The organism is Streptomyces albospinus (assembly GCF_014648695.1).
In the GTDB taxonomy this organism is placed as follows: domain Bacteria; phylum Actinomycetota; class Actinomycetes; order Streptomycetales; family Streptomycetaceae; genus Streptomyces; species Streptomyces albospinus.
The window spans coordinates 37,340-55,560 of sequence record NZ_BMRP01000026.1 but is presented as its reverse complement, the minus strand read 5'-3'; the positions used below and the strand labels follow the sequence as shown (position 1 = coordinate 55,560).

18 protein-coding genes are annotated in these 18,221 nt (G+C 73.1%); 15 read left to right on the top strand and 3 right to left on the bottom strand.

Features of this window, described 5'->3' with window-relative positions; all coding sequences use genetic code 11:
* Positions 1 to 76 precede the first annotated feature (76 nt).
* The 10 genes from IEZ17_RS28625 (at position 77) to IEZ17_RS28580 (ending at position 11,330) form a co-directional block, all read left to right on the top strand.
* The gene (locus IEZ17_RS28625; RefSeq protein ID WP_189305087.1) at positions 77 to 703 is read left to right on the top strand and encodes an NUDIX domain-containing protein; all 627 of its coding nucleotides are present in this window, start codon (positions 77 to 79) and stop codon (positions 701 to 703) included.
* A 173-nt stretch (positions 704 to 876) separates the two neighbouring features.
* Entirely contained in the window at positions 877 to 2,988 is a 2,112-nt protein-coding gene (locus IEZ17_RS28620) for a tetratricopeptide repeat protein (RefSeq protein ID WP_189305085.1), read from the top strand.
* Positions 2,989 to 3,155: 167 nt separating this feature from the next.
* Positions 3,156 to 4,271 carry an alanine dehydrogenase gene (gene ald, locus IEZ17_RS28615; protein ID WP_189305135.1) on the top strand — a complete coding sequence of 372 codons (1,116 nt, stop codon included), beginning with the start codon at positions 3,156 to 3,158 and terminating at the stop codon, positions 4,269 to 4,271.
* 488 nt (positions 4,272 to 4,759) lie between these two features.
* Complete coding sequence (locus IEZ17_RS28610; RefSeq protein WP_018087947.1) at positions 4,760 to 5,776, top strand: ParA family protein; 1,017 nt, start codon at positions 4,760 to 4,762, stop codon at positions 5,774 to 5,776.
* Complete coding sequence (locus IEZ17_RS28605; protein WP_189305079.1) at positions 5,761 to 6,396, top strand: hypothetical protein; 636 nt, start codon at positions 5,761 to 5,763, stop codon at positions 6,394 to 6,396. Before IEZ17_RS28610 ends, IEZ17_RS28605 begins: the two co-directional genes overlap by 16 nt.
* A gap of 92 nt (positions 6,397 to 6,488) precedes the next feature.
* Positions 6,489 to 7,628, top strand: coding sequence for a segregation and condensation protein A (locus tag IEZ17_RS28600; RefSeq protein ID WP_189305077.1), 1,140 nt, complete (start codon positions 6,489 to 6,491; stop codon positions 7,626 to 7,628).
* Positions 7,629 to 7,702: 74 nt separating this feature from the next.
* Positions 7,703 to 8,344, top strand: a complete 642-nt coding sequence (scpB, locus tag IEZ17_RS28595; RefSeq protein WP_229852751.1) for an SMC-Scp complex subunit ScpB — start codon at positions 7,703 to 7,705, stop codon at positions 8,342 to 8,344.
* Entirely contained in the window at positions 8,307 to 9,416 is a 1,110-nt protein-coding gene (locus IEZ17_RS28590) for a pseudouridine synthase (RefSeq protein ID WP_189305133.1), read from the top strand. The genes scpB and IEZ17_RS28590 overlap by 38 nt, the downstream gene beginning before the upstream one ends.
* A 68-nt stretch (positions 9,417 to 9,484) precedes the next feature.
* Positions 9,485 to 10,504, top strand: coding sequence for an ADP-ribosylglycohydrolase family protein (locus IEZ17_RS28585; protein ID WP_189305073.1), 1,020 nt, complete (start codon positions 9,485 to 9,487; stop codon positions 10,502 to 10,504).
* On the top strand, positions 10,497 to 11,330 hold the full coding sequence (locus IEZ17_RS28580) for a nucleotidyltransferase domain-containing protein (RefSeq protein ID WP_189305071.1): 834 nt from the start codon (positions 10,497 to 10,499) through the stop codon (positions 11,328 to 11,330). Before IEZ17_RS28585 ends, IEZ17_RS28580 begins: the two co-directional genes overlap by 8 nt.
* Positions 11,331 to 11,334: 4 nt before the next feature.
* On the opposite strand, the gene IEZ17_RS28575 is transcribed toward IEZ17_RS28580, so the two are convergent.
* Positions 11,335 to 12,036: a nucleotidyltransferase domain-containing protein gene (locus IEZ17_RS28575; RefSeq protein WP_189305068.1), complete on the bottom strand. Its 702-nt coding sequence runs from the start codon at positions 12,034 to 12,036 to the stop codon at positions 11,335 to 11,337.
* A gap of 198 nt (positions 12,037 to 12,234) precedes the next feature.
* On the opposite strand from IEZ17_RS28575, the gene aroH reads away from it, so the two are divergent.
* The 5 genes from aroH to der all read left to right on the top strand — a co-directional run bounded on the left by aroH (position 12,235) and on the right by der (position 16,682).
* On the top strand, positions 12,235 to 12,597 hold the full coding sequence (gene aroH, locus IEZ17_RS28570) for a chorismate mutase (protein ID WP_043263717.1): 363 nt from the start codon (positions 12,235 to 12,237) through the stop codon (positions 12,595 to 12,597).
* The gene (locus IEZ17_RS28565; RefSeq protein WP_189305066.1) at positions 12,594 to 13,679 is read left to right on the top strand and encodes a prephenate dehydrogenase; all 1,086 of its coding nucleotides are present in this window, start codon (positions 12,594 to 12,596) and stop codon (positions 13,677 to 13,679) included. The genes aroH and IEZ17_RS28565 overlap by 4 nt, the downstream gene beginning before the upstream one ends.
* 85 nt (positions 13,680 to 13,764) lie before the next feature.
* On the top strand, positions 13,765 to 14,499 hold the full coding sequence (gene cmk, locus IEZ17_RS28560; protein ID WP_189305064.1) for a (d)CMP kinase: 735 nt from the start codon (positions 13,765 to 13,767) through the stop codon (positions 14,497 to 14,499).
* On the top strand, positions 14,496 to 15,152 hold the full coding sequence (locus tag IEZ17_RS28555; RefSeq protein ID WP_189305062.1) for a lysophospholipid acyltransferase family protein: 657 nt from the start codon (positions 14,496 to 14,498) through the stop codon (positions 15,150 to 15,152). Before cmk ends, IEZ17_RS28555 begins: the two co-directional genes overlap by 4 nt.
* 69 nt (positions 15,153 to 15,221) lie before the next feature.
* Entirely contained in the window at positions 15,222 to 16,682 is a 1,461-nt protein-coding gene (gene der, locus IEZ17_RS28550) for a ribosome biogenesis GTPase Der (RefSeq protein ID WP_189305060.1), read from the top strand.
* 51 nt (positions 16,683 to 16,733) lie between these two features.
* Here the strand turns inward: der and IEZ17_RS28545 are convergent, their stop codons facing one another.
* A complete protein-coding gene (locus IEZ17_RS28545) occupies positions 16,734 to 17,027 on the bottom strand; it encodes a hypothetical protein (protein WP_229852744.1) in 294 nt (97 codons plus the stop codon).
* A 171-nt stretch (positions 17,028 to 17,198) separates the two neighbouring features.
* Positions 17,199 to 18,008 (bottom strand): DUF8842 C-terminal domain-containing protein, encoded by an 810-nt coding sequence (locus IEZ17_RS28540; protein ID WP_189305056.1) that lies wholly within the window; start codon positions 18,006 to 18,008, stop codon positions 17,199 to 17,201.
* Between the last annotated feature and the right edge of the window lie 213 nt (positions 18,009 to 18,221).

The window sequence follows — 18,221 nt, the reverse complement described above, 5'->3', positions numbered from 1 at the left end:
GTTGCCGGGGTACGGCCTCCTTCGCCGGGGCCGTACCCCGGTTTCTGCGTTGGCACCGCCGCACGAGAGGACGCGCATGGCGATCAAGGACACCCCGGAGGAGTGGACGGTCACCGCGACCACCACGCCGTTCACCGGTAACAAGACCAGCGTGCGCACCGACGAGGTCGTCATGCCGGACGGTGCCACCGCCCGGCGCGACTACCAGGTCCACCCCGGTTCGGTGGCGGTGCTCGCCCTCGACGACGCGGACCGGGTGCTGGTGCTGCGCCAGTACCGCCACCCGGTGCGCCAGCGGCTGTGGGAGATCCCCGCCGGGCTGCTCGACGTCCCCGGGGAGAACCCGCTGCACGCCGCACAGCGCGAGCTGTACGAGGAGGCGCACGTCAAGGCCGGGGACTGGCGGGTGCTGACCGACGTCTACACCACACCGGGCGGCTGCGACGAGGCGGTACGGATCTTCCTCGCCCGCGATCTGTCCGAGGCCGAGGGGGAGCGGTTCGAGGTCTCCGAGGAGGAGGCCGACATGGAGCTGGCGCGGGTGCCGCTGGCCGACCTGGTCCGCGGGGCGCTGGCCGGCGAGCTGCACAACAACTGCCTGGTCGTCGGGGCGCTGGCGCTGACCGCGGCCCAGGCGGGCGCGGGCGTGGAGGCGCTGCGGCCGGCCGACGCGCCCTGGCCGGCCCGCCCCTTCGAGGTCTGACCAGGGGGCGCGCGGCCCCCTTCCCCGCACCGGTCAGATGATCGTCCGATCCGATCGAGTGATCCAACCGCCCTGCTCCGCGCGGGACGTGACGGTTCGTGAACTACGCTCGGCAGCGTGCCCGACCGCGCTCGCGGCGGGCACGTACGCGCAGGTGGACGGGAGCGTGACCGGTGACGGACCAGGCGGTGGGCGGGGGGCACCTCGCGCCGGAGGCGGTGCGCGGGACCGGCACGGCGGCACAGCAGCGGCGGGCCCCGGGGCCCCGCCAGGACAGTGCCGCCCCCCGCCCCGTCCGCGCCGGTTTCGCCGGCCGCCGCCGTGAGCTCAAGGCCCTGCGCGCCGACATCCGGCAAGCCGGCCTGGACACCCTCTCCGGCCGCCGGGGCGCCCGCAGCCGGGTGCTGCTGATCGCCGGCCGTCCAGGATCCGGCCGTACGGCGCTGGCCGAGGAACTGCTCCGCGAGCTGGCGCACGACTATCCCGACGGGGTACTGCGCGCCGTGCTGACCGGACGCGGCGGCGAACCCCTGGCCACCGACCGCACCGCCCGCGAACTGCTCGGCGCGCTGGGCGTCGACGCCGCACCCGGCGCCCCCGAGGACGAGCTGACCGAGGCGCTGCGCGGTGCGCTCGCCGGGCGCCGGGTGCTGCTCCTGCTGGACGACGCACCGGGCGCCGAAGAGGTCGAGCCGCTGATCCCGGACGCCCCGGACTGCCTGGTGGTGGTGGTCTCGCAGGGGCCGCTGACCGGCATCCCGGACGTCCGGCCGTGCGCTCTCGGCGGGCTGGACACCGCCGCCGCCGTGGAGGTGCTGAGCCGCTACGCCGGACCGACCCGGATCACCGTCGACCCGCGGACCGCGGACGCCGTCGCGGAGGACTGCGGCGGCCAGCCCGCCGCGCTGATACTGGCGGGCGCCTGGCTCGCCGCCCGTCCCAAGTTCTCCGTCGCCGACCTGCGCCAGGCACTGCACGCCGTTCCCGTGCCACCGGACCTGCCCACCGGCGACCGCCCCCTCTACCGCGCCTTCCACCTCACCTACGAGGCGCTGCCGCAGCCCGCCGCCCGGATACTGCGGCTGACCACCCTCGCCCCGGACGGCCTGGTGGACGCCCATGTCGCCGCCGCGCTGGGCGGCTGCGCGGTCGGCGCGGCGGCCACCGTGCTGCACGACTTCGCCGCGCTCGGCCTGCTGCGGCCGGTGCCCGCCGAGGACGTCCCCGGAATCCCGCCCGTCGACGCCGAGCCCTACCCCCGCTACCGGCTGCCCGGCTGCCTCGCCCCGCTCTCCCGCGAACTGCTCCGGGAGTACGAGCGGCCGGCCGATGTGCAGTTGGCCCGCGCCCGGATGCTGGAGCGGACGGTACGGCTGCTCCAGTCCTGCCGGGCGGCGGCCGAACCGGCCGATTCGCCCGCGCGCCGGAAGGCGGCGGGGCTGCCGCGCTCGCTGCGCTTCCCCTCCCGGGCAGCCGCCGCGCACTGGCTGCGCACCCGCCGCGGCGCGCTCCTGGACGCCGCGCGGATCGCCGTCGCGGACGGCCAACTCGACACCCTGGACCGGCGGTTGCTGGCCGCACTGACCCGTGCGCTGCTCGCCCACCACGGCCCCGAGGCCGCCGCGCCCGACCTCTACACCCTGCACCGGCTCGTCCTGGAAGCCGCCTCGCGGCGCCGGCTGCCGCGCGAGCAGGCCGCCGCCCTGCTGAACCTCGGCGACCTGGACGCCCAGGCGGGCCGTACGGAGCAGGCGCTGGCCCGCTACCGGGGTGCGCTGGAGGCGGCGCGCGCGGTGAAGGACCCGGCGGCCACCGGCCGGGCGCTGGAGTCGCTGGGGGACAGCTACGCCGAGCTGGGCGACTGGACGCGGGCCGCCGACTGGTACGGGCGGGCGCTGGAGCTGCGGCTCGCCCGCGGCGAGCGGGCCGACGCGGCGCGGCTGCACGGCCGGATCGGCATCGCGCTCGGGTTCACCGGCCGGTACGAGCAGGCGCTGAAGGAGTGCCGGGCCGCCGCCCGGGCGTACCGCAGGCTCGGTGATCTTGCAGGTCAGGCGCGGGTGACGGGGGAGACGGCCCGCGTGCACGAGCACGCCGGACGGCCCGAGGAGGCGCTGCGGAGCCTCCTGGAGGCCCTCGGCACCGCCCGCGAGGCGTCCGATGCGCGGGCCGAGTCGGGGCTCCAGCTGCGGATTGCGGACACCCTCGACGGCCTCGGAGACCCGGCAGCGGCGCGGCTCCACCGGGCCGCTGGGGAGCGGCTGCGAGAAGAGCAACCCGACTGACCTACGAAATCGGTAGTGGCCCTCCGAAAAATTAATGCTTTGCAAGGCTAGACAACGTGAGGTCCTTCAATAAACTGGGCGAGCCGCGTATGGCGCGGTCAGTTCCGTCATGCATCGCATGAGGGGATAATTCCTCTGCAAGCTCTCATTCAAGGACCGTGATCGACGTGAAGGTCGGCATCCCCCGCGAAGTCAAGAACAACGAGTTCCGGGTGGCTATCACGCCCGCCGGAGTCAACGAGCTCGTCCGCAACGGCCACCAGGTCTTCATCGAGAAGGACGCCGGCCTCGGCTCGTCCATCACGAACGAGGAGTACGTCTCCGCGGGCGCCACCATCCTCGACACCGCCGATGAGGTCTGGGGCACCGCCGACCTGCTGCTGAAGGTCAAGGAGCCGATCGCCGAGGAGTACCACCGCCTCCGCAAGGACCAGACGCTCTTCACCTACCTGCACCTGGCCGCCTCCAAGGAGTGCACCGACGCCCTCCTGGCGTCCGGCACCACCGCCATCGCCTACGAGACCGTCGAGACGGCCGGCCGCCAGCTGCCGCTGCTCGCCCCGATGTCCGAGGTCGCGGGCCGGATCGCCCCGCAGGTCGGCGCGTACCACCTGATGCGCCAGGCCGGTGGCCGCGGCGTGCTGCCGGGCGGCGTCCCGGGCGTCCAGGCGGGCAAGGCCGTCGTCATCGGCGGTGGCGTCTCCGGCTGGAACGCCGTGCAGATCGCCGTGGGCCTCGGCTTCCACGTCACCCTGCTCGACAAGGACATCAACAAGCTGCGCGAGGCCGACAAGATCTTCGGCACCAAGGTGCAGACGATCGTCTCCAACGCCTACGAGCTGGAGAAGGCCGTCGTCGAGGCCGACCTGGTCGTCGGTGCGGTCCTGATCCCGGGTGCCAAGGCCCCGAAGCTGGTCACCAACGAGCTCGTCGCCAAGATGAAGCCCGGAAGTGTTCTTGTCGACATCGCCATCGACCAGGGCGGCTGCTTCGAGGACTCCAAGCCGACCACGCACGCCGAGCCGACCTTCCAGGTCCACAACTCGGTCTTCTACTGCGTCGCCAACATGCCCGGCGCGGTGCCCAACACCTCCACCTACGCCCTCACCAACGCCACGCTGCCCTACATCGTGGAGCTGGCGAACCGCGGCTGGGTCGAGGCGCTGCGCCGTGACCCGGCGCTGGCCAAGGGCCTGAACACGCACGACGGCAAGGTGGTCTACCCCGAGGTCGCCGAGGCGCACGGCCTGGAGTGCACCGAGCTGCGCACGCTCCTCGGCTGAGGCGTCAACCGCGCGCGTCAATGCCGCACAACCGGCCGGGCCTTGTCGACAGGGCCCGGCCGGTCGCATGTGCGACACGCCCCGGAAGCGGCTCCGGGCGGCCGACTCTCAACTCGCCGCGAACGTAACCCTTTAACCGATTCGCGTACCCCCGAAACTTCGCGCCAGTGCGCTGTGCACCCTTGACATCGAGGGGTTCCGTTACCGACACATCGGGCCGGGTCGCGCGGATTGTGTTGCTGCGGACGCCCGACACGCCATAGAGTCGCCAACCGTCGGCATGGTGCCACGCTGACCTATCGATAAGTTTCCTGGTCACATCCAAGGAGGTAAGACGACTTGTGAATGAGTCGACATTTACTCCCGGAGGTGGTCGGCCAGGAGCAGTTGCACGGGGCCAGGGTCCCTCGGGGCGCGAGGCTGTCGGCTCCGTAGCGGTCCACACCTTCGCAGCACACCAGAGCATTTCCACGACAGCCCACCAGAGCATGGACGGCCATCACGTGAACGCCATGGCCGGCGACCGGGGCAGTGGAGAACCCGCCCGTCTCGCCGACTACGACGACCTGCCCGAGGGGCACTTCTACGATCCGGACGCGGAGTACGAACCGGACCCCGAATACGCGGCGACGCTCGCGCCGGACGCCGCGCGCCAGCGCCGCGAGCGCGTCGGCCCGACCGGGCGACCGCTCCCGTACTTCCCCATCCCGGGACCGCTGTCGGATCACGGCCCCGCCAAAATCATCGCGATGTGCAACCAGAAGGGCGGGGTCGGCAAGACCACCTCGACCATCAACCTGGGCGCCGCACTCGCCGAATACGGACGACGGGTGCTGCTCGTCGACTTCGACCCGCAGGGAGCCCTGTCGGTCGGACTCGGCGTCAACCCGATGGAGCTCGACCTGACGGTCTACAACCTGCTAATGGAGCGGGGCATGTCGGCCGACGAGGTCCTGCTCAAGACCGCGGTCCCCAACATGGACCTGCTGCCCAGCAATATCGATTTGTCCGCGGCAGAGGTGCAGTTGGTCAGCGAGGTCGCCCGCGAGTCGACCCTCCAGCGGGCGCTGAAGCCGCTGCTGGCCGACTACGACTACATCGTCATCGACTGCCAGCCCTCGCTCGGCCTGCTGACCGTCAACGCCCTGACGGCCGCTCACAAGGTCATCGTCCCGCTGGAGTGCGAGTTCTTCGCGCTGCGCGGTGTCGCGCTGCTGACCGAGACGATCGAGAAGGTCCAGGAACGGCTCAACCCCGAACTGGAGCTGGACGGCATCCTGGCGACGATGTACGACTCCCGTACCGTGCACAGCCGTGAGGTCCTGGCGCGCGTCGTCGAGGCATTCGACGACCACGTCTACCACACCGTCATCGGCCGTACGGTCCGCTTCCCCGAGACCACCGTCGCGGGCGAGCCGATCACCACGTACGCGTCCAACTCCGTGGGTGCCGCCGCCTATCGCCAGCTCGCCAGGGAGGTGCTCGCCCGGTGTCACGCCGAGTGAGTCTGCCCGGAGCCGACGAACTGTTCCGTACCACCGGGGGAGTGGGGCTGCAACCGTCCGCTCCCCGTCGCTCGGCGAACGGCGCCCCGGCCGGCGAGGCACCCCGCGTGCCTGCGCCGGCCGGTGAGTCGGACTCGGCCGCGGACGTGCCCGAGGCGGGTGCCGCCCGGCAGCGGCGGCCGGAGAACGGCGCGGACCCCGAGGGCGCACCGGCTGCTGACGGCGGTTCAGCGGCGCGTACGGCGCCCGCCGGGGCACCGGCCGAGCACAGCGGCCGGGAGCCGGAGCCGGAGAGCCCCAAGGGGCACCGGACGGCGGCGGGCCGGGCCGGCCGGGGCGAGGCCGAGAGCGCGCAGGGCGCCGGGCCGGGCCGCCGGCGCGGTGGGCGCGGTGCCAACCGCCGCCCCAGCGGCCGGGAACGGCACGACGAGAAGATCACCGTCTATGTCTCCGCCGAGGAGCTCATGGACCTGGAACACGCCCGCCTGGTCCTGCGCGGCGAGCACGGTCTCGCCGTCGACCGCGGCCGGATCGTCCGCGAGGCGGTGGCCGTGGTCCTCGCCGACCTGGAATCGCGCGGCGACGCCAGCATCCTGGTGCGGCGGCTGCGCGGTCGCTAGCCGGCCGCCGGATAGCCTCCTACTTCGGCGGGATGCCCCGCCGTGACCAGCCCGCCGCCCTCAGGCGCGGGACCGCAGCACCCTGGACCGCGATGCCCACGACCGACGACGACGCCCCCGCCCCCCGTGCCCGACGAGCCCTGGGCCGGGGGCCGGGGGCCGCACCGGAGGCCGTACCGGAGCCGGCCCGGGAAACGCCGGCCCCCCGGGAGCAGCCGTATGAGGCCGCGCCGGGAGACACCGTTCCGCCCGAGGCCGTGCTGCCCGAGGCCGTACCGGGTGAGGCCGTGCCGGGCGATGCCGCGCCGCCGGAGGCCGCGGCCGGGGAGCCCGTGGCGGCTGAGGCCGCCGCCCCCGCCGGCGAGGCTCCTCGGGAGGGCGGTGACGGGCGCTTCACCCTCCGGCTGGACAACTTCGAGGGCCCCTTCGACCTGCTGCTCCAGCTGATCTCCAAGCACAAGCTGGACGTCACGGAGGTCGCGCTGTCCAGGGTGACCGACGAGTTCATGGCGCACATCCGGGCCATGGGGCCGGACTGGGACCTCGACCAGACCACGGAGTTCCTGGTCGTCGCGGCCACGCTGCTGGACCTCAAGGCGGCCCGGCTGCTGCCCGCGGCCGAGGTGGAGGACGAGGCGGACCTGGCCCTTCTGGAGGCCCGGGACCTGCTCTTCGCCCGGCTGCTCCAGTACCGCGCGTACAAGCAGGTCGCGGACATCTTCAGCGGCCGGCTGGCCGACGAGGCGCGCCGCTACCCCCGTACGGTCGGGCTGGAGCCGCAGCACGCCGAGCTGCTGCCCGAGGTCGTCATCAGCATCGGGGCGGAGGGGTTCGCCAAGCTGGCCGTCAAGGCGATGCAGCCCAAGGCCAGGCCGCAGGTCTACGTCGATCACATCCACGCGCCCCTGGTGAGCGTGCGGGAGCAGGCCGGCGTGGTGATGGCGCGGCTGCGGGAGGCGGGCGAGGCCGGCTTCCAGGAGCTGATCGCGGACGCACCGGACACCCTCACCGTCGTGGCGCGCTTCCTGGCCCTGCTGGAGCTCTACCGGGAGCGGGTGGTGGCCCTGGACCAGGAGGAGGCCCTGGGGGCGCTGACGGTGCGCTGGACGGGCGCGGAGGGGGCCGCGCCGGTGGTCACCGACGAGTTCGACCGGGAGTCGGGCGAGCGGGAGCCGGACGGGCCGGCGGGAACGACGGACACGGCGGAAGAGGAAGAGGAGGCGCGGGCGTGAGCGGCGCGGCGTACGACATCACGGAGCGGGGCCCCGGGGAGCTCCCGGAGGACGCGGACGCGCCCAGCGGGGCGATGGGCCTCGAAGGGCTGGAGCTGAAGCCCGCGCTGGAGGCCGTCCTCATGGTCGTCGACGAGCCCGCTACCGAGGAGCACCTGGCCAGGGTGCTGGAGCGGCCCCGCCGGGCGGTCGCGCTGGCGCTGCGCGAGCTGTCCGACGACTACACCCGCGAGGGGCGCGGTTTCGATCTGCGGCTGGTGGCCGGGGGCTGGCGGTTCTACTCGCGGGCCGCGTACGCGGACGCGGTGGAGAGCTTCGTCCTGGACGGCCAGCAGGCCCGGCTCACGCAGGCCGCATTGGAGACTCTGGCCGTGGTCGCGTACCGTCAGCCGGTCAGCCGTTCCCGTGTCTCGGCCGTGCGCGGAGTGAACTGTGACGGCGTGATGCGCACGCTCCTCCAGCGCGGCCTGGTGGAGGAGGCGGGGACGGAACCTGAAACAGGTGCGATCCTGTACAGGACGACGAATTACTTTCTGGAGCGGATGGGCCTGCGCGGCCTGGACGAGCTCCCTGAGCTCGCACCGTTCCTCCCGGAGGCGGACGCGGTCGAGGGCGACTCCCCGGAAGGTATCCCGTCGTTCGACGTAGACGACAGCGGCGACTCTCAGACGGATCATGATGCGAAGCAGCGGCAGGAACAGCAGCGGCAGCGGTAGCGGTAGGGGCAACTACCGCGGAGCTGGCAACAAGCGGGACGAGAAGCAGCAGCGCGCGGGCCGCCCCCGTCCCGAGGAGCGCCGCTACGACGTGGGCGGATCCGCCGGGAGCGGCGAGCGCGGGGGCGGCGGCAAGGGCGGCGCCCGCGGCGCGGCGGCCCGCGGCGGAGCCAAGGGCGGTCCCCGTACGGGCGCGTCCCAGGGCGGCCGGCCGGGCGGCAAGGACGGTCAGCAGCGCGGCCGCGGCCCGGCGCCCGCGCGGTCCCGTGAGTACGACGCCAAGATCGAGGAGCGCAACCGCGCCCGCTACGACAAGCCGCAGGTCAAGACCCCCAAGACCTTCGGTGAGCAGGAGGGCGAGCGGCTCCAGAAGGTGCTGGCCCGGGCCGGTATGGGCTCCCGGCGGGCCTGCGAGGAGCTGATCGAGCAGGCGCGCGTCGAGGTCAACGGCAAGGTCGTCATGGAGCAGGGCGTCCGGGTCGACCCGGAGAAGGACGAGATCAAGGTCGACGGCCTGACGGTCGCCACCCAGTCGTACCTCTTCTTCGCGCTGAACAAGCCGGCCGGCGTCGTCTCCACGATGGAGGACCCGGACGGGCGCCAGTGCCTGGGCGACTACGTCACCAACCGGGAGACCCGGCTCTTCCACGTCGGCCGGCTGGACACCGAGACCGAGGGCATCATCCTGCTCACCAACCACGGTGAGCTGGCCCACCGGCTGACCCACCCGCGCTACGGCGTCCGGAAGACCTACCTCGCCGCGATCCAGGGCCCGCTCCCGCGCGACCTGGGCAAGCAGCTCAAGGACGGCATCCAGCTGGAGGACGGCTATGCGCGCGCCGACCACTTCCGGGTCGTGGAGAACACCGGCAAGAACTACCTCGTCGAGGTGAGCCTCCACGAAGGCCGCAAGCACATCGTGCGCCGGATGCTCGCCGAGGCCGGCTTCCCCGTGGACAAGCTGGTCCGGACGCACTTCGGCCCGATCGCCCTGGGCGACCAGAAGTCGGGCTGGCTGCGCCGGATGACCAACACCGAGGTCGGCATGCTGATGCGCGAGGTCGAGCTGTAGGCGAAGCCGCTTGCGGCAGCGCCGGACCACCCCTTAATGTCATCGTGACGATTAAGGGGTGGTTTTTCATGGGGCAGCTCCACGGGGGGCGTGCGGCCACGGGATCGCTGATCGGGCTGGCGCTCGGCGACGCACTGGGCTTTCCGACCGAGTTCAGCGATGTGCCGGGGATCCTGGCGAAGTGCGGGCCGTGGCGGGGGATGGACCTGCCGACGCCCGCGTTCGTCACCGACGACACGCAGATGACGCTCGCGCTGGGGCGCGGGCTGCGGACGGCCATGGCGCGCGGCGAGCTGACCGCCGCGGGGCTGGAGCGGCCCGTACGGGACGAGTACGTGGCCTGGTGGCGGTCGCCCGACAACAACCGGGCACCGGGCGGCACCTGCCTGCGCGCCTGCGAACTGCTCAGCGCCCCGTCGCGGGCCTGGGCCGAAGCCAGCCAGATCGCCTCGAAGGGCTGCGGCGCCAATATGCGCGTCGCGCCCATCGGGCTGGTGCCGGGCCTGACCGCGGCGCAGCGCTCCGGTGCGGCGCAGTTCCAGTCCGCGCTGACCCACGGGCACCCCACCGGGCTCGCCGCCAGCGACCTGACCGCGTATGCCGTACGGGCGCTCGCCGACGGCGCCCGCCCGGCCGAACTGCCCGGTCTGCTGCGGGGATACGCGCACGCGCAGCGCACCGTCTACCGGGAGGACTGGCTCGGCGACCTCTGGCGGCGGTCCCAGGACCCGACGGCGGTGTCCTTCATCGCGCGCGGCTGGGACGAGTGCCTGGGCGTCCTGGACCGGCTGGACGCGGCGCTCGCCGCGCCGGACCCGGAGGCCGATCCGTGCCTGGCAACGGGCGCCGGCTGGATCGCCGAGGAGGCGCTGGCCACCGGGCTGCTGTGCTTCCTGCTCTTCCCCGAGGAGCCGCTCACCGCGCTGCGCCGGGCGGCCTGCACGTCCGGCGACTCCGACTCCATCGCCTGCCTCGCGGGCGCCTTCGCGGGCGCCTGGCTGGGGGCCGGGGCGTGGCCCGAGGAGTGGGCCGGGCGGATCGAGTACCGCGAGGAGCTGCTGGCGCTGGGGACGGCCTGGGATGCCTGAGCGCCCGGCAGCCGCCGGCGGAAGCGCGGTGCCCGCCGGACGGGACGCGGTGCTGCGGGCGGCCGGTCTGCCCGCCGTCGACCTGGACGCCATCGTGGGGGAGCAGCGCGACCCGCTGGTCTTCGCCACGGTCTCCGGCGCGCACCTCTACGGCTTCCCGTCCCGCGACTCCGACGTGGACCTGCGCGGCGCCCATCTGCTGCCGACGGCCGACCTCGTGGGGCTGCGCGAGCCCGAGGAGACCCGGACGCGGATGGGGGACCGGGACGGCGTCGAGACGGACCTGGTCTCGCACGACCTGCGGAAGTTCGCCCGGCTTCTGATGCGCCGCAACGGCTACGTCCTGGAGCAGCTGCTCTCCCCGCTGGTCGTGCGCACCACGCCGGTCCACGAGGAGCTGGTCGCGCTCGCGCCGGAGCTGCTCACCGCCCATCACGTGCACCACTACCGCGGTTTCGCGGGCACCCAGTGGCGGCTCTTCGAGAAGACCGGCGAGCTGAAGCCGCTGCTGTACACCCTGCGGGTGCTGCTGACCGGCATCCACCTGATGGCCAGTGGTCGCCTGGAGCCCCATCTGCCCACCCTGGTGGGCGAGTTGGCGGCGCCCGCCTACGTACCCGAGCTGATCGCGGCCAAGGAGGCGGCGGAACACGGACCGGTCGGCGCGGTGGTGGACCCGGCCCGGCTGCGCACCGACATCGAGGCGCTGCACGCCCGGCTGGACGCCGCGCAGGCGGCGACCGCGCTGCCGGACGCGGCGGGTGCCCGGGACGCGCTGCACGATCTGGTCGTCCGGGCCAGGCTCGGCGGCGCGGGGCGGGACTGACCCCTCAGACCCGGCCCAGCGCCGAGTCGCGGCGGGTCCGGTAGAGGAAGTCCGCCACCCGCGCACGGTCCGGCTCGGCGGGCAGCGGCGAGCCGGACACCGCCGCCTCGGCCTCCTCGGACAGCGCCGCCATCCGGCGCTGCACCGCCTCCCAGGGCACCTCGCCGCGCCGCACCGCCAGCAGCTCCTCGCGGGCCGGGCCGACGTCCAGCGTCAGGACGCCCGTACGCAGCAGGTCGCGGGAGGAGGCCAGCAGCCGCAGCAGGTGCATGGCGTGCTTCCACCGGGGCGCGCCGTACCGCCGCACATCGGCGCGCAGCTGCCTGAGCTGGCCCGTGGCGTAGCCGGCGAAGGTGCGGTGCGCCTGCCGGGAGAGGAACGCCCCGCGCAGCGCGAGCAGTTCTCGTCCGGTGGCGTCGGCGTGCTCCACGAAGGGGGAGTGCAGGCATTCCAGGATGGTGGGGTTGGCGCGCAGCGCCAGCTGGCAGAACCGTTCCAGCTCCCAGGAGAACTCCTCCTCGCGCGGCCCCTCCACATGCGTCGGCGGTTTCTCGAACCGCCAGAAGAGCGAGGTGGGCGCGAGGTAGACGCCGCGGCGGTCGGTGTCGCTGCTCTCGGTGGCGAGCCCGAAGGCGCGCGAGCCCATCACACACGCGTACACGGTGTGCTCGGTGACCAGGGAGTGAGCGGTGGCGGCTTCCGGCATGGCGGCGATTGTCGCTGGTGGGGCGGGCCGCTGTCACCGGGTTGACGACAGCGGGGGTGCCCGGTCGGCCATCTCGCCGACCGGCCGCCGCGGACGGATGTCGGTGCGGCCGATTACGCTGATCGTGCGTGCATATCGCACGGACACGGGGCGCGCCGAGGGTGCGCGACGCGGCACACGACGCAGGGGAGCAGTGACGTGGCGGTACGAGCCGTCCGCGGGGCCGTCCAGCTGGAGCGGGACGACGCGGAGCACATGAAGGAGCAGGTCGGCGAGCTGCTCACCGCCATATTGGAGCGCAACGACCTGGTGCCGGACGACCTGATCAGCGTGTGGTTCACCGCCACCCCCGATCTGCACAGCGACTTCCCGGCCGCCGCCGCCCGCGGCCTGGGCATCACGGACGTCCCGCTGATCTGCGCCCAGGAACTGGACGTCGCCGGCGCCATGGAGCGCGTGGTGCGGGTGCTGGCCCATGTGGAGACCGGGCTGTCCAAGGCCGGTATCGCCCATGTCTACCTGGGCGCGGCCGGAGCGCTGCGGAAGGACATCGCCCAGTGAGGACCGCACTCGTCATCGGAACGGGCCTGATCGGCACCTCCGCCGCGCTGGCGCTGAACGCCCGGGGCGTCCAGGTGTTCCTGGAGGACCACGACCAGGCGCAGGCCCTGACGGCCGCCGCGCTCGGCGCCGGTACGGCCGAGGCGCCCCCGGGGCCGGTCGACCTGGCCATCGTGGCCGTGCCGCCGGCGCATGTCGCGACGGCGCTGGCCGGCGCGATGCGGCGCGGCGCGGCGCGGGCGTACATCGACGTCGCCAGCGTCAAGGGCGGCCCGCGCCGCGAGCTGGAGGCGCTGGGCTGCGACCTGTCCGGCTATCTGGGCACGCACCCGATGTCCGGCCGGGAGCGCTCCGGACCGCTGGCCGCCACCGCCGATCTCTTCGAGGGCCGCCCCTGGGTGCTCACCCCGGCCCCCGGCGGCGAGACCGAGGTGCTCAATCTCGCACTGGAGCTGGTCGCGCTGTGCCGGGCCGTCCCGGTGGTGATGGACGCGGACGCGCACGACCGCGCCGTCGCCCTGGTGTCGCACACCCCGCAGCTGCTCTCCAGCCTCGTCGCGGCCCGCCTCAAGGGCGCCGACGAGACCGCGGTACGGCTCTGCGGCCAGGGCATCCGCGATGTGACCCGGATCGCGGCGTCGGACCCGGCGATGTGGATCGACATCCTGTCCGCCAATCCGGGTCCGGTCGCCGATGTGCTGGCCGCGGTCGCCGCCGATCTGGACGAGACCGTGCGGTCGCTGCGCGCCCTGGAGTCCACCGACGAGGAGAAGCGGGGCAGCGGGGCCACCGGCATCGCCGACGTGCTCCGCCGCGGCAACGCCGGCCGCGAGCGGGTGCCCGGCAAGCACGGCGCCGCCCCGGCCGCGTACGAGACCGTCGCGGTCTACATCGGCGACCAGCCGGGCGAGCTGGCCCGGATCTTCGCCGACGCGGGCCGCGCCGGGGTCAACATCGAGGACGTCCGCATCGAGCACGCCACGGGCCAGCAGGCCGGCTTCATCCAGCTGACGGTCGAGCCGCAGGCGGTGCCGGTGCTCACCGCGGAGCTGCGGGAGCGGGGGTGGTCGATCCGGCAGTGACTCCGTGGACGGCGCGCTGCGGGTGAGCCAGTAACCTTGTCCGAGGCCCTTGTCGCCTTGGACCGCCGCCCCGTGTACAAGAAAGGTGTTCGTCACCGTGGAAACCGCCGCTCGGACCGCCCCGGCTTCAGTGATTGTCGCCATCGACGGCCCCGCAGGCACGGGCAAGTCCAGCACGTCCAAGGCCGTCGCCGCCAAGCTGGGACTCGGCTACCTCGACACGGGCGCGCAGTACCGCGCGATCACGTGGTGGATGCTGACCAACGGCATCGACGTCGACGACGTGACCGCGGTGGCCGACGCCAGCGCCAAGCCGGTGATCGTCTCCGGTACGGACCCGGCCGCCCCGACCATCACCGTCGACGGCCTCGACGCCGCGGGCCCGATCCGCAGCCAGGAGGTCACCGCCGCGGTCAGCGCGGTCAGCGCCGTCCCCGAGGTGCGGGCCCTGATCACCGACCTCCAGCGCAGCATCGCCGCCGAGGCGCCGCACGGCATCGTCGTCGAGGGCCGGGACATCGGCATAACCGTCCTGCCGGACGCCGACCTCAAGGTCTTCCTCACCGCCTCCCCGGAGGCGCGGGCGGCCCGGCGCAACGGCGAGCTCAAGGGCAAGGAAGCCGTCGATCTGGCCGCCACCCGCGAGGCGCTGATCAAGCGGGACGCCGCCGACTCGTCCCGCAAGACCTCCCCGCTGGCCAAGGCGGACGACGCGGTCGAGGTCGACACCACCGATCTGACGCTGGATCAGGTCATCGAGTGCGTGGTCACCCTCATCGAGGGCGTCAGCGCCGAAAAAGCGGGGCGGGTCACTCGGTGACCGACTCCGGCAAGCCGCCGAGCCCCCAGGGCGCCGCGGTCGGCAGGCGGATCGGCATCGGGCTGATGTACGGCCTGTGGAAGCCGCGGGTGCTGGGCGCCTGGCGGGTGCCGGCCAGCGGGCCGGTGATCCTCGCCGTCAACCACTCCCACGGCATCGACGGACCGATGCTGATGGGCACAGCACCGCGACCGGTGCACTTCCTGATCAAGAAGGAAGCCTTCGCCGGCCCGCTCGACCCGTTCCTGCGGGGCATCGGGCAGCTGAAGGTGGACCGCCAGGCCGCCGACCGCAAGGCGATCACCGACGCGCTCGGCGTGCTGGCGGCCGGCGGGGTGCTGGGGATCTTCCCGGAAGGCACCCGCGGCGAGGGCGACTTCGCCTCGTTGCGGGCCGGGCTCGCGTACTTCGCGGTGCGCTCCGGCGCCCCGGTCGTCCCGGTGGCGGTGCTCGGCAGCACCGACCGCCCCAGCCGGCTCACCCCGGCCCTGCCGCGGCTGCGCGGTCGCATCGACGTCGTCTTCGGGGACGCCTTCGAGGCGGGCGACGGCAGCGGGCGGCGCACCCGTAAGGCGCTGGACGAGGCGACCGTACGGATCCAGGAGCGGCTGACCGCCCACCTGGCACAGGCCCGGCGCCTTACCGGGCGCTGACCGACACTTGAGTAGTGGGCCGGCCACGAGCCGCCCACCGACCACATGGATGAACGAGGAACGGACTTCATGAACGAGCAGATCCACACCGGCGACGAGCACGGTGCGCTTGGCGACGCCGAGTACGCGGAGTTCATGGAGCTCGCCGCGGAAGAGGGCTTCGACCTGGAAGAGGTCGAGGGCGACATCGCCGCGGCCGGGCACGGCCCGCTGCCCGTCCTCGCCGTCATCGGCCGGCCGAACGTCGGCAAGTCGACTTTGGTGAACCGCATCATCGGCCGCCGCGAGGCGGTCGTCGAGGACCGGCCGGGCGTCACCCGCGACCGGGTCACCTACGAGGCCGACTGGAACGGCCGCCGCTTCAAGGTCGTCGACACCGGCGGCTGGGAGCAGGACGTGCTCGGGATCGACGCGTCCGTGGCGATGCAGGCCGAGTTCGCGATCGAGGCCGCCGACGCGGTGGTCTTCGTCGTGGACGCCAAGGTCGGCGCGACCGACACCGACGAGGCCGTCGTCAAGTTGCTGCGCCGCGCCGGCAAGCCGGTCGTCCTGGTCGCCAACAAGGTCGACGGCCCGTCCGGCGAGGCGGACGCCGCCATGCTGTGGTCGCTGGGCCTGGGCGAGCCGCACCCGGTCTCCGCGCTGCACGGCCGCGGCACCGGCGACATGCTGGACGCCGCGCTGGAGGCGCTGCCCGAGGCGCCCGCGCAGACCTTCGGCGCCGCCGTCGGCGGCCCCCGCCGGATCGCGCTGATCGGCCGCCCGAACGTCGGCAAGTCGTCGCTGCTGAACAAGGTCGCCGGCGAGGAGCGGGTGGTGGTCAACGAGATGGCCGGCACCACCCGCGACCCGGTCGACGAGATGATCGAACTGGGCGGCAAGACCTGGAAGTTCGTGGACACCGCCGGTATCCGCCGCCGGGTGCACCTCCAGGAGGGCGCCGATTACTACGCCTCGCTGCGCACCGCGGCGGCAGTGGAGAAGGCCGAGGTCGCGGTCGTCCTGATCGACGCCGGGGAGTCCATCAGCGTCCAGGACCAGCGGATCATCACCATGGCCGTGGAGGCCGGCCGCGCCCTGGTCATCGCCTACAACAAGTGGGACACCCTCGACGAGGAGCGCCGCTTCTATCTGGAGCGCGAGATCGAGCGGGACCTCGTGCAGATCCCGTGGGCGATGCGGGTGAACGTCTCCGCACGCACCGGCCGCCACATGGAGAAGCTGGTCCCGGCGATCGAGACCGCGCTGGCCGGATGGGAGACCCGGATCCCCACCGGGCGGCTGAACGCCTTCCTCGGTGAGATCGTGGCCTCCCACCCGCACCCGATCCGCGGCGGCAAGCAGCCCCGCATCCTCTTCGGCACCCAGGCCGGCACCAAGCCGCCGCGCTTCGTGCTCTTCGCCTCGGGCTTCCTGGAGGCCGGCTACCGCCGGTTCGTCGAGCGGCGGCTCCGTGAGGAGTTCGGCTTCGACGGGACGCCGATCCACATCTCCGTGCGGGTGCGCGAGAAGCGCAGCAAGAAGAAGTAGGAGCAGGAGCGGAAGCGGCTGTTTCCTCTCCCCCGTGGTGGTCGGCCGGTGTCAGCGACCGCCGGGGGGCCGGGAGGAATCCCGCTGTCCCGGCGGCAGCGCCGGCATCTGGCCCCGGGACTGGAACGGCTGCCGCCCGACGGCCTCCCAGTGGCCCGTCGACGCCGTCGTACGGCGCCAACTCGCGCTGCCGCGCAGCGATTCCGGTACCTCCACCTCGTCCGTACGGTCCCCGGGCAGCGCCCGGAAGGAGCGGCGGTACTCGGCGTACAACGCGTCGTAGATCGGCGTGGCGGAGCCACGGTCGGCGGTGTGCGGCGTCCGGTGTTCGCGGGACGGCCGCATCGCGGGGATCGAGTGGGGGTAGGGGGCGCGGGGGGAGGGGTCGTATGCGTGCACGTAGGTGCCAACGACCCCGATGGCCCCGGGATGCGGCTTTCGGTCGGAAATGGCTGATCGCGGGCGTAATCCCGCCACATCGGGCGGTCATACTCCCGCGATCGGGGGAACGGCCGGTCAGGTCCCGGCCAGCGGCATCGACGCGGCGACCAGCGCGCCCTTCCCGGCGGCCTGCTCCAGCGCCTGGCGCATCAGGTCCTCGCGCGGCTGATGGCCGATGGCGCCGGAGGGTGCAGCGTACATCAGCACGCTCTGCGCCTTGTTGGCCGCGGTGCGCCAGCCGTCCGAGACGGCCAGCGGCTGATGGGCCTGCCACCAGGCGGACTGGCTGCCGGCGGTGCCGGGCTGGAGGACGGCGTGCAGCTTGCCCATCGCCAGCAGCGCGGACCAGCCGGCGATCGGGGCGGGCAGCGCGTTCATGTCCGTGACCGGGGCGAAGCCGTGCTCGATGAGCAGCGGCAGGAAGTCGTCCTCCAGGCCGGCCGAGCCGGGGCGGGCGATCGGGCCGTTGGGCTCCACCACGAGGGCGGGGTGGAGTTCGTCCTTGACCAGGACCAGGCCGCAGGTGATGCCGAGGGTCGCCTGGCGGTCGTTGGTGGGGATCGGGGCGGGCGGCGCGGGCTCCGAGCCGGGGGTGCGGGGCGCGGCGTCCTCGCCGGTGATCGAGCGCACGGCCCCCCGGAGCTGCTCCTCGGAGACCGGGACGACCTGCGAGGGGATGCACGTGGCATGGGCGAATGCGAGGACCGCGGTCTCCTCGCCGACGAAGAGCACGGTGCTGGTCCGCTCCTGCTCGCTGTCACCGGGGGTCCGGCAGGAGGTGCAGTCGTAGCTGCCGGGGGCATCGTCACCGGCCAGCAGGCGGTCGGCTTCTTCGTCGCCGATCTCGGCGCGAACGTCGTCGCTGACGTCGAGCATGCGCGGCACGGGTGGCTCCTCGATCTCTGAGCGGCTGCCGGGCGGTCTCCCGGCTCGTACAAGGACAACGGGCGACCTTCGGGAGAGTCACGCGCGGACGGGAACAGAATCGAACCAATCGGCGTACAGCGGGAATCGGCGGAAAGGGGTCCGAGAACCGGTCACACACCGCCAATCCCTGTACAGAACGTGGCCCAGGTGGCGGCGTTTTGTACACCGGAC

What these genes read in the sequence shown, in the direction of transcription:
- IEZ17_RS28625 (WP_189305087.1), top strand. Translation starts at nt 77, where the DNA reads ATGGCGATCAAGGACACCCCGGAGGAGTGGACGGTCACCGCGACCACC.
- IEZ17_RS28610 (WP_018087947.1), top strand. Translation starts at nt 4,760, where the DNA reads ATGGACGGCCATCACGTGAACGCCATGGCCGGCGACCGGGGCAGTGGA.
- IEZ17_RS28600 (WP_189305077.1), top strand. Translation starts at nt 6,489, where the DNA reads ATGCCCACGACCGACGACGACGCCCCCGCCCCCCGTGCCCGACGAGCC.
- scpB (WP_229852751.1), top strand. Translation starts at nt 7,703, where the DNA reads ATGGGCCTCGAAGGGCTGGAGCTGAAGCCCGCGCTGGAGGCCGTCCTC.
- IEZ17_RS28590 (WP_189305133.1), top strand. Translation starts at nt 8,307, where the DNA reads ATGCGAAGCAGCGGCAGGAACAGCAGCGGCAGCGGTAGCGGTAGGGGC.
- IEZ17_RS28585 (WP_189305073.1), top strand. Translation starts at nt 9,485, where the DNA reads ATGGGGCAGCTCCACGGGGGGCGTGCGGCCACGGGATCGCTGATCGGG.
- IEZ17_RS28580 (WP_189305071.1), top strand. Translation starts at nt 10,497, where the DNA reads ATGCCTGAGCGCCCGGCAGCCGCCGGCGGAAGCGCGGTGCCCGCCGGA.
- IEZ17_RS28575 (WP_189305068.1), bottom strand. Translation starts at nt 12,036, where the DNA reads ATGCCGGAAGCCGCCACCGCTCACTCCCTGGTCACCGAGCACACCGTG.
- der (WP_189305060.1), top strand. Translation starts at nt 15,222, where the DNA reads ATGAACGAGCAGATCCACACCGGCGACGAGCACGGTGCGCTTGGCGAC.
- IEZ17_RS28545 (WP_229852744.1), bottom strand. Translation starts at nt 17,027, where the DNA reads ATGCGGCCGTCCCGCGAACACCGGACGCCGCACACCGCCGACCGTGGC.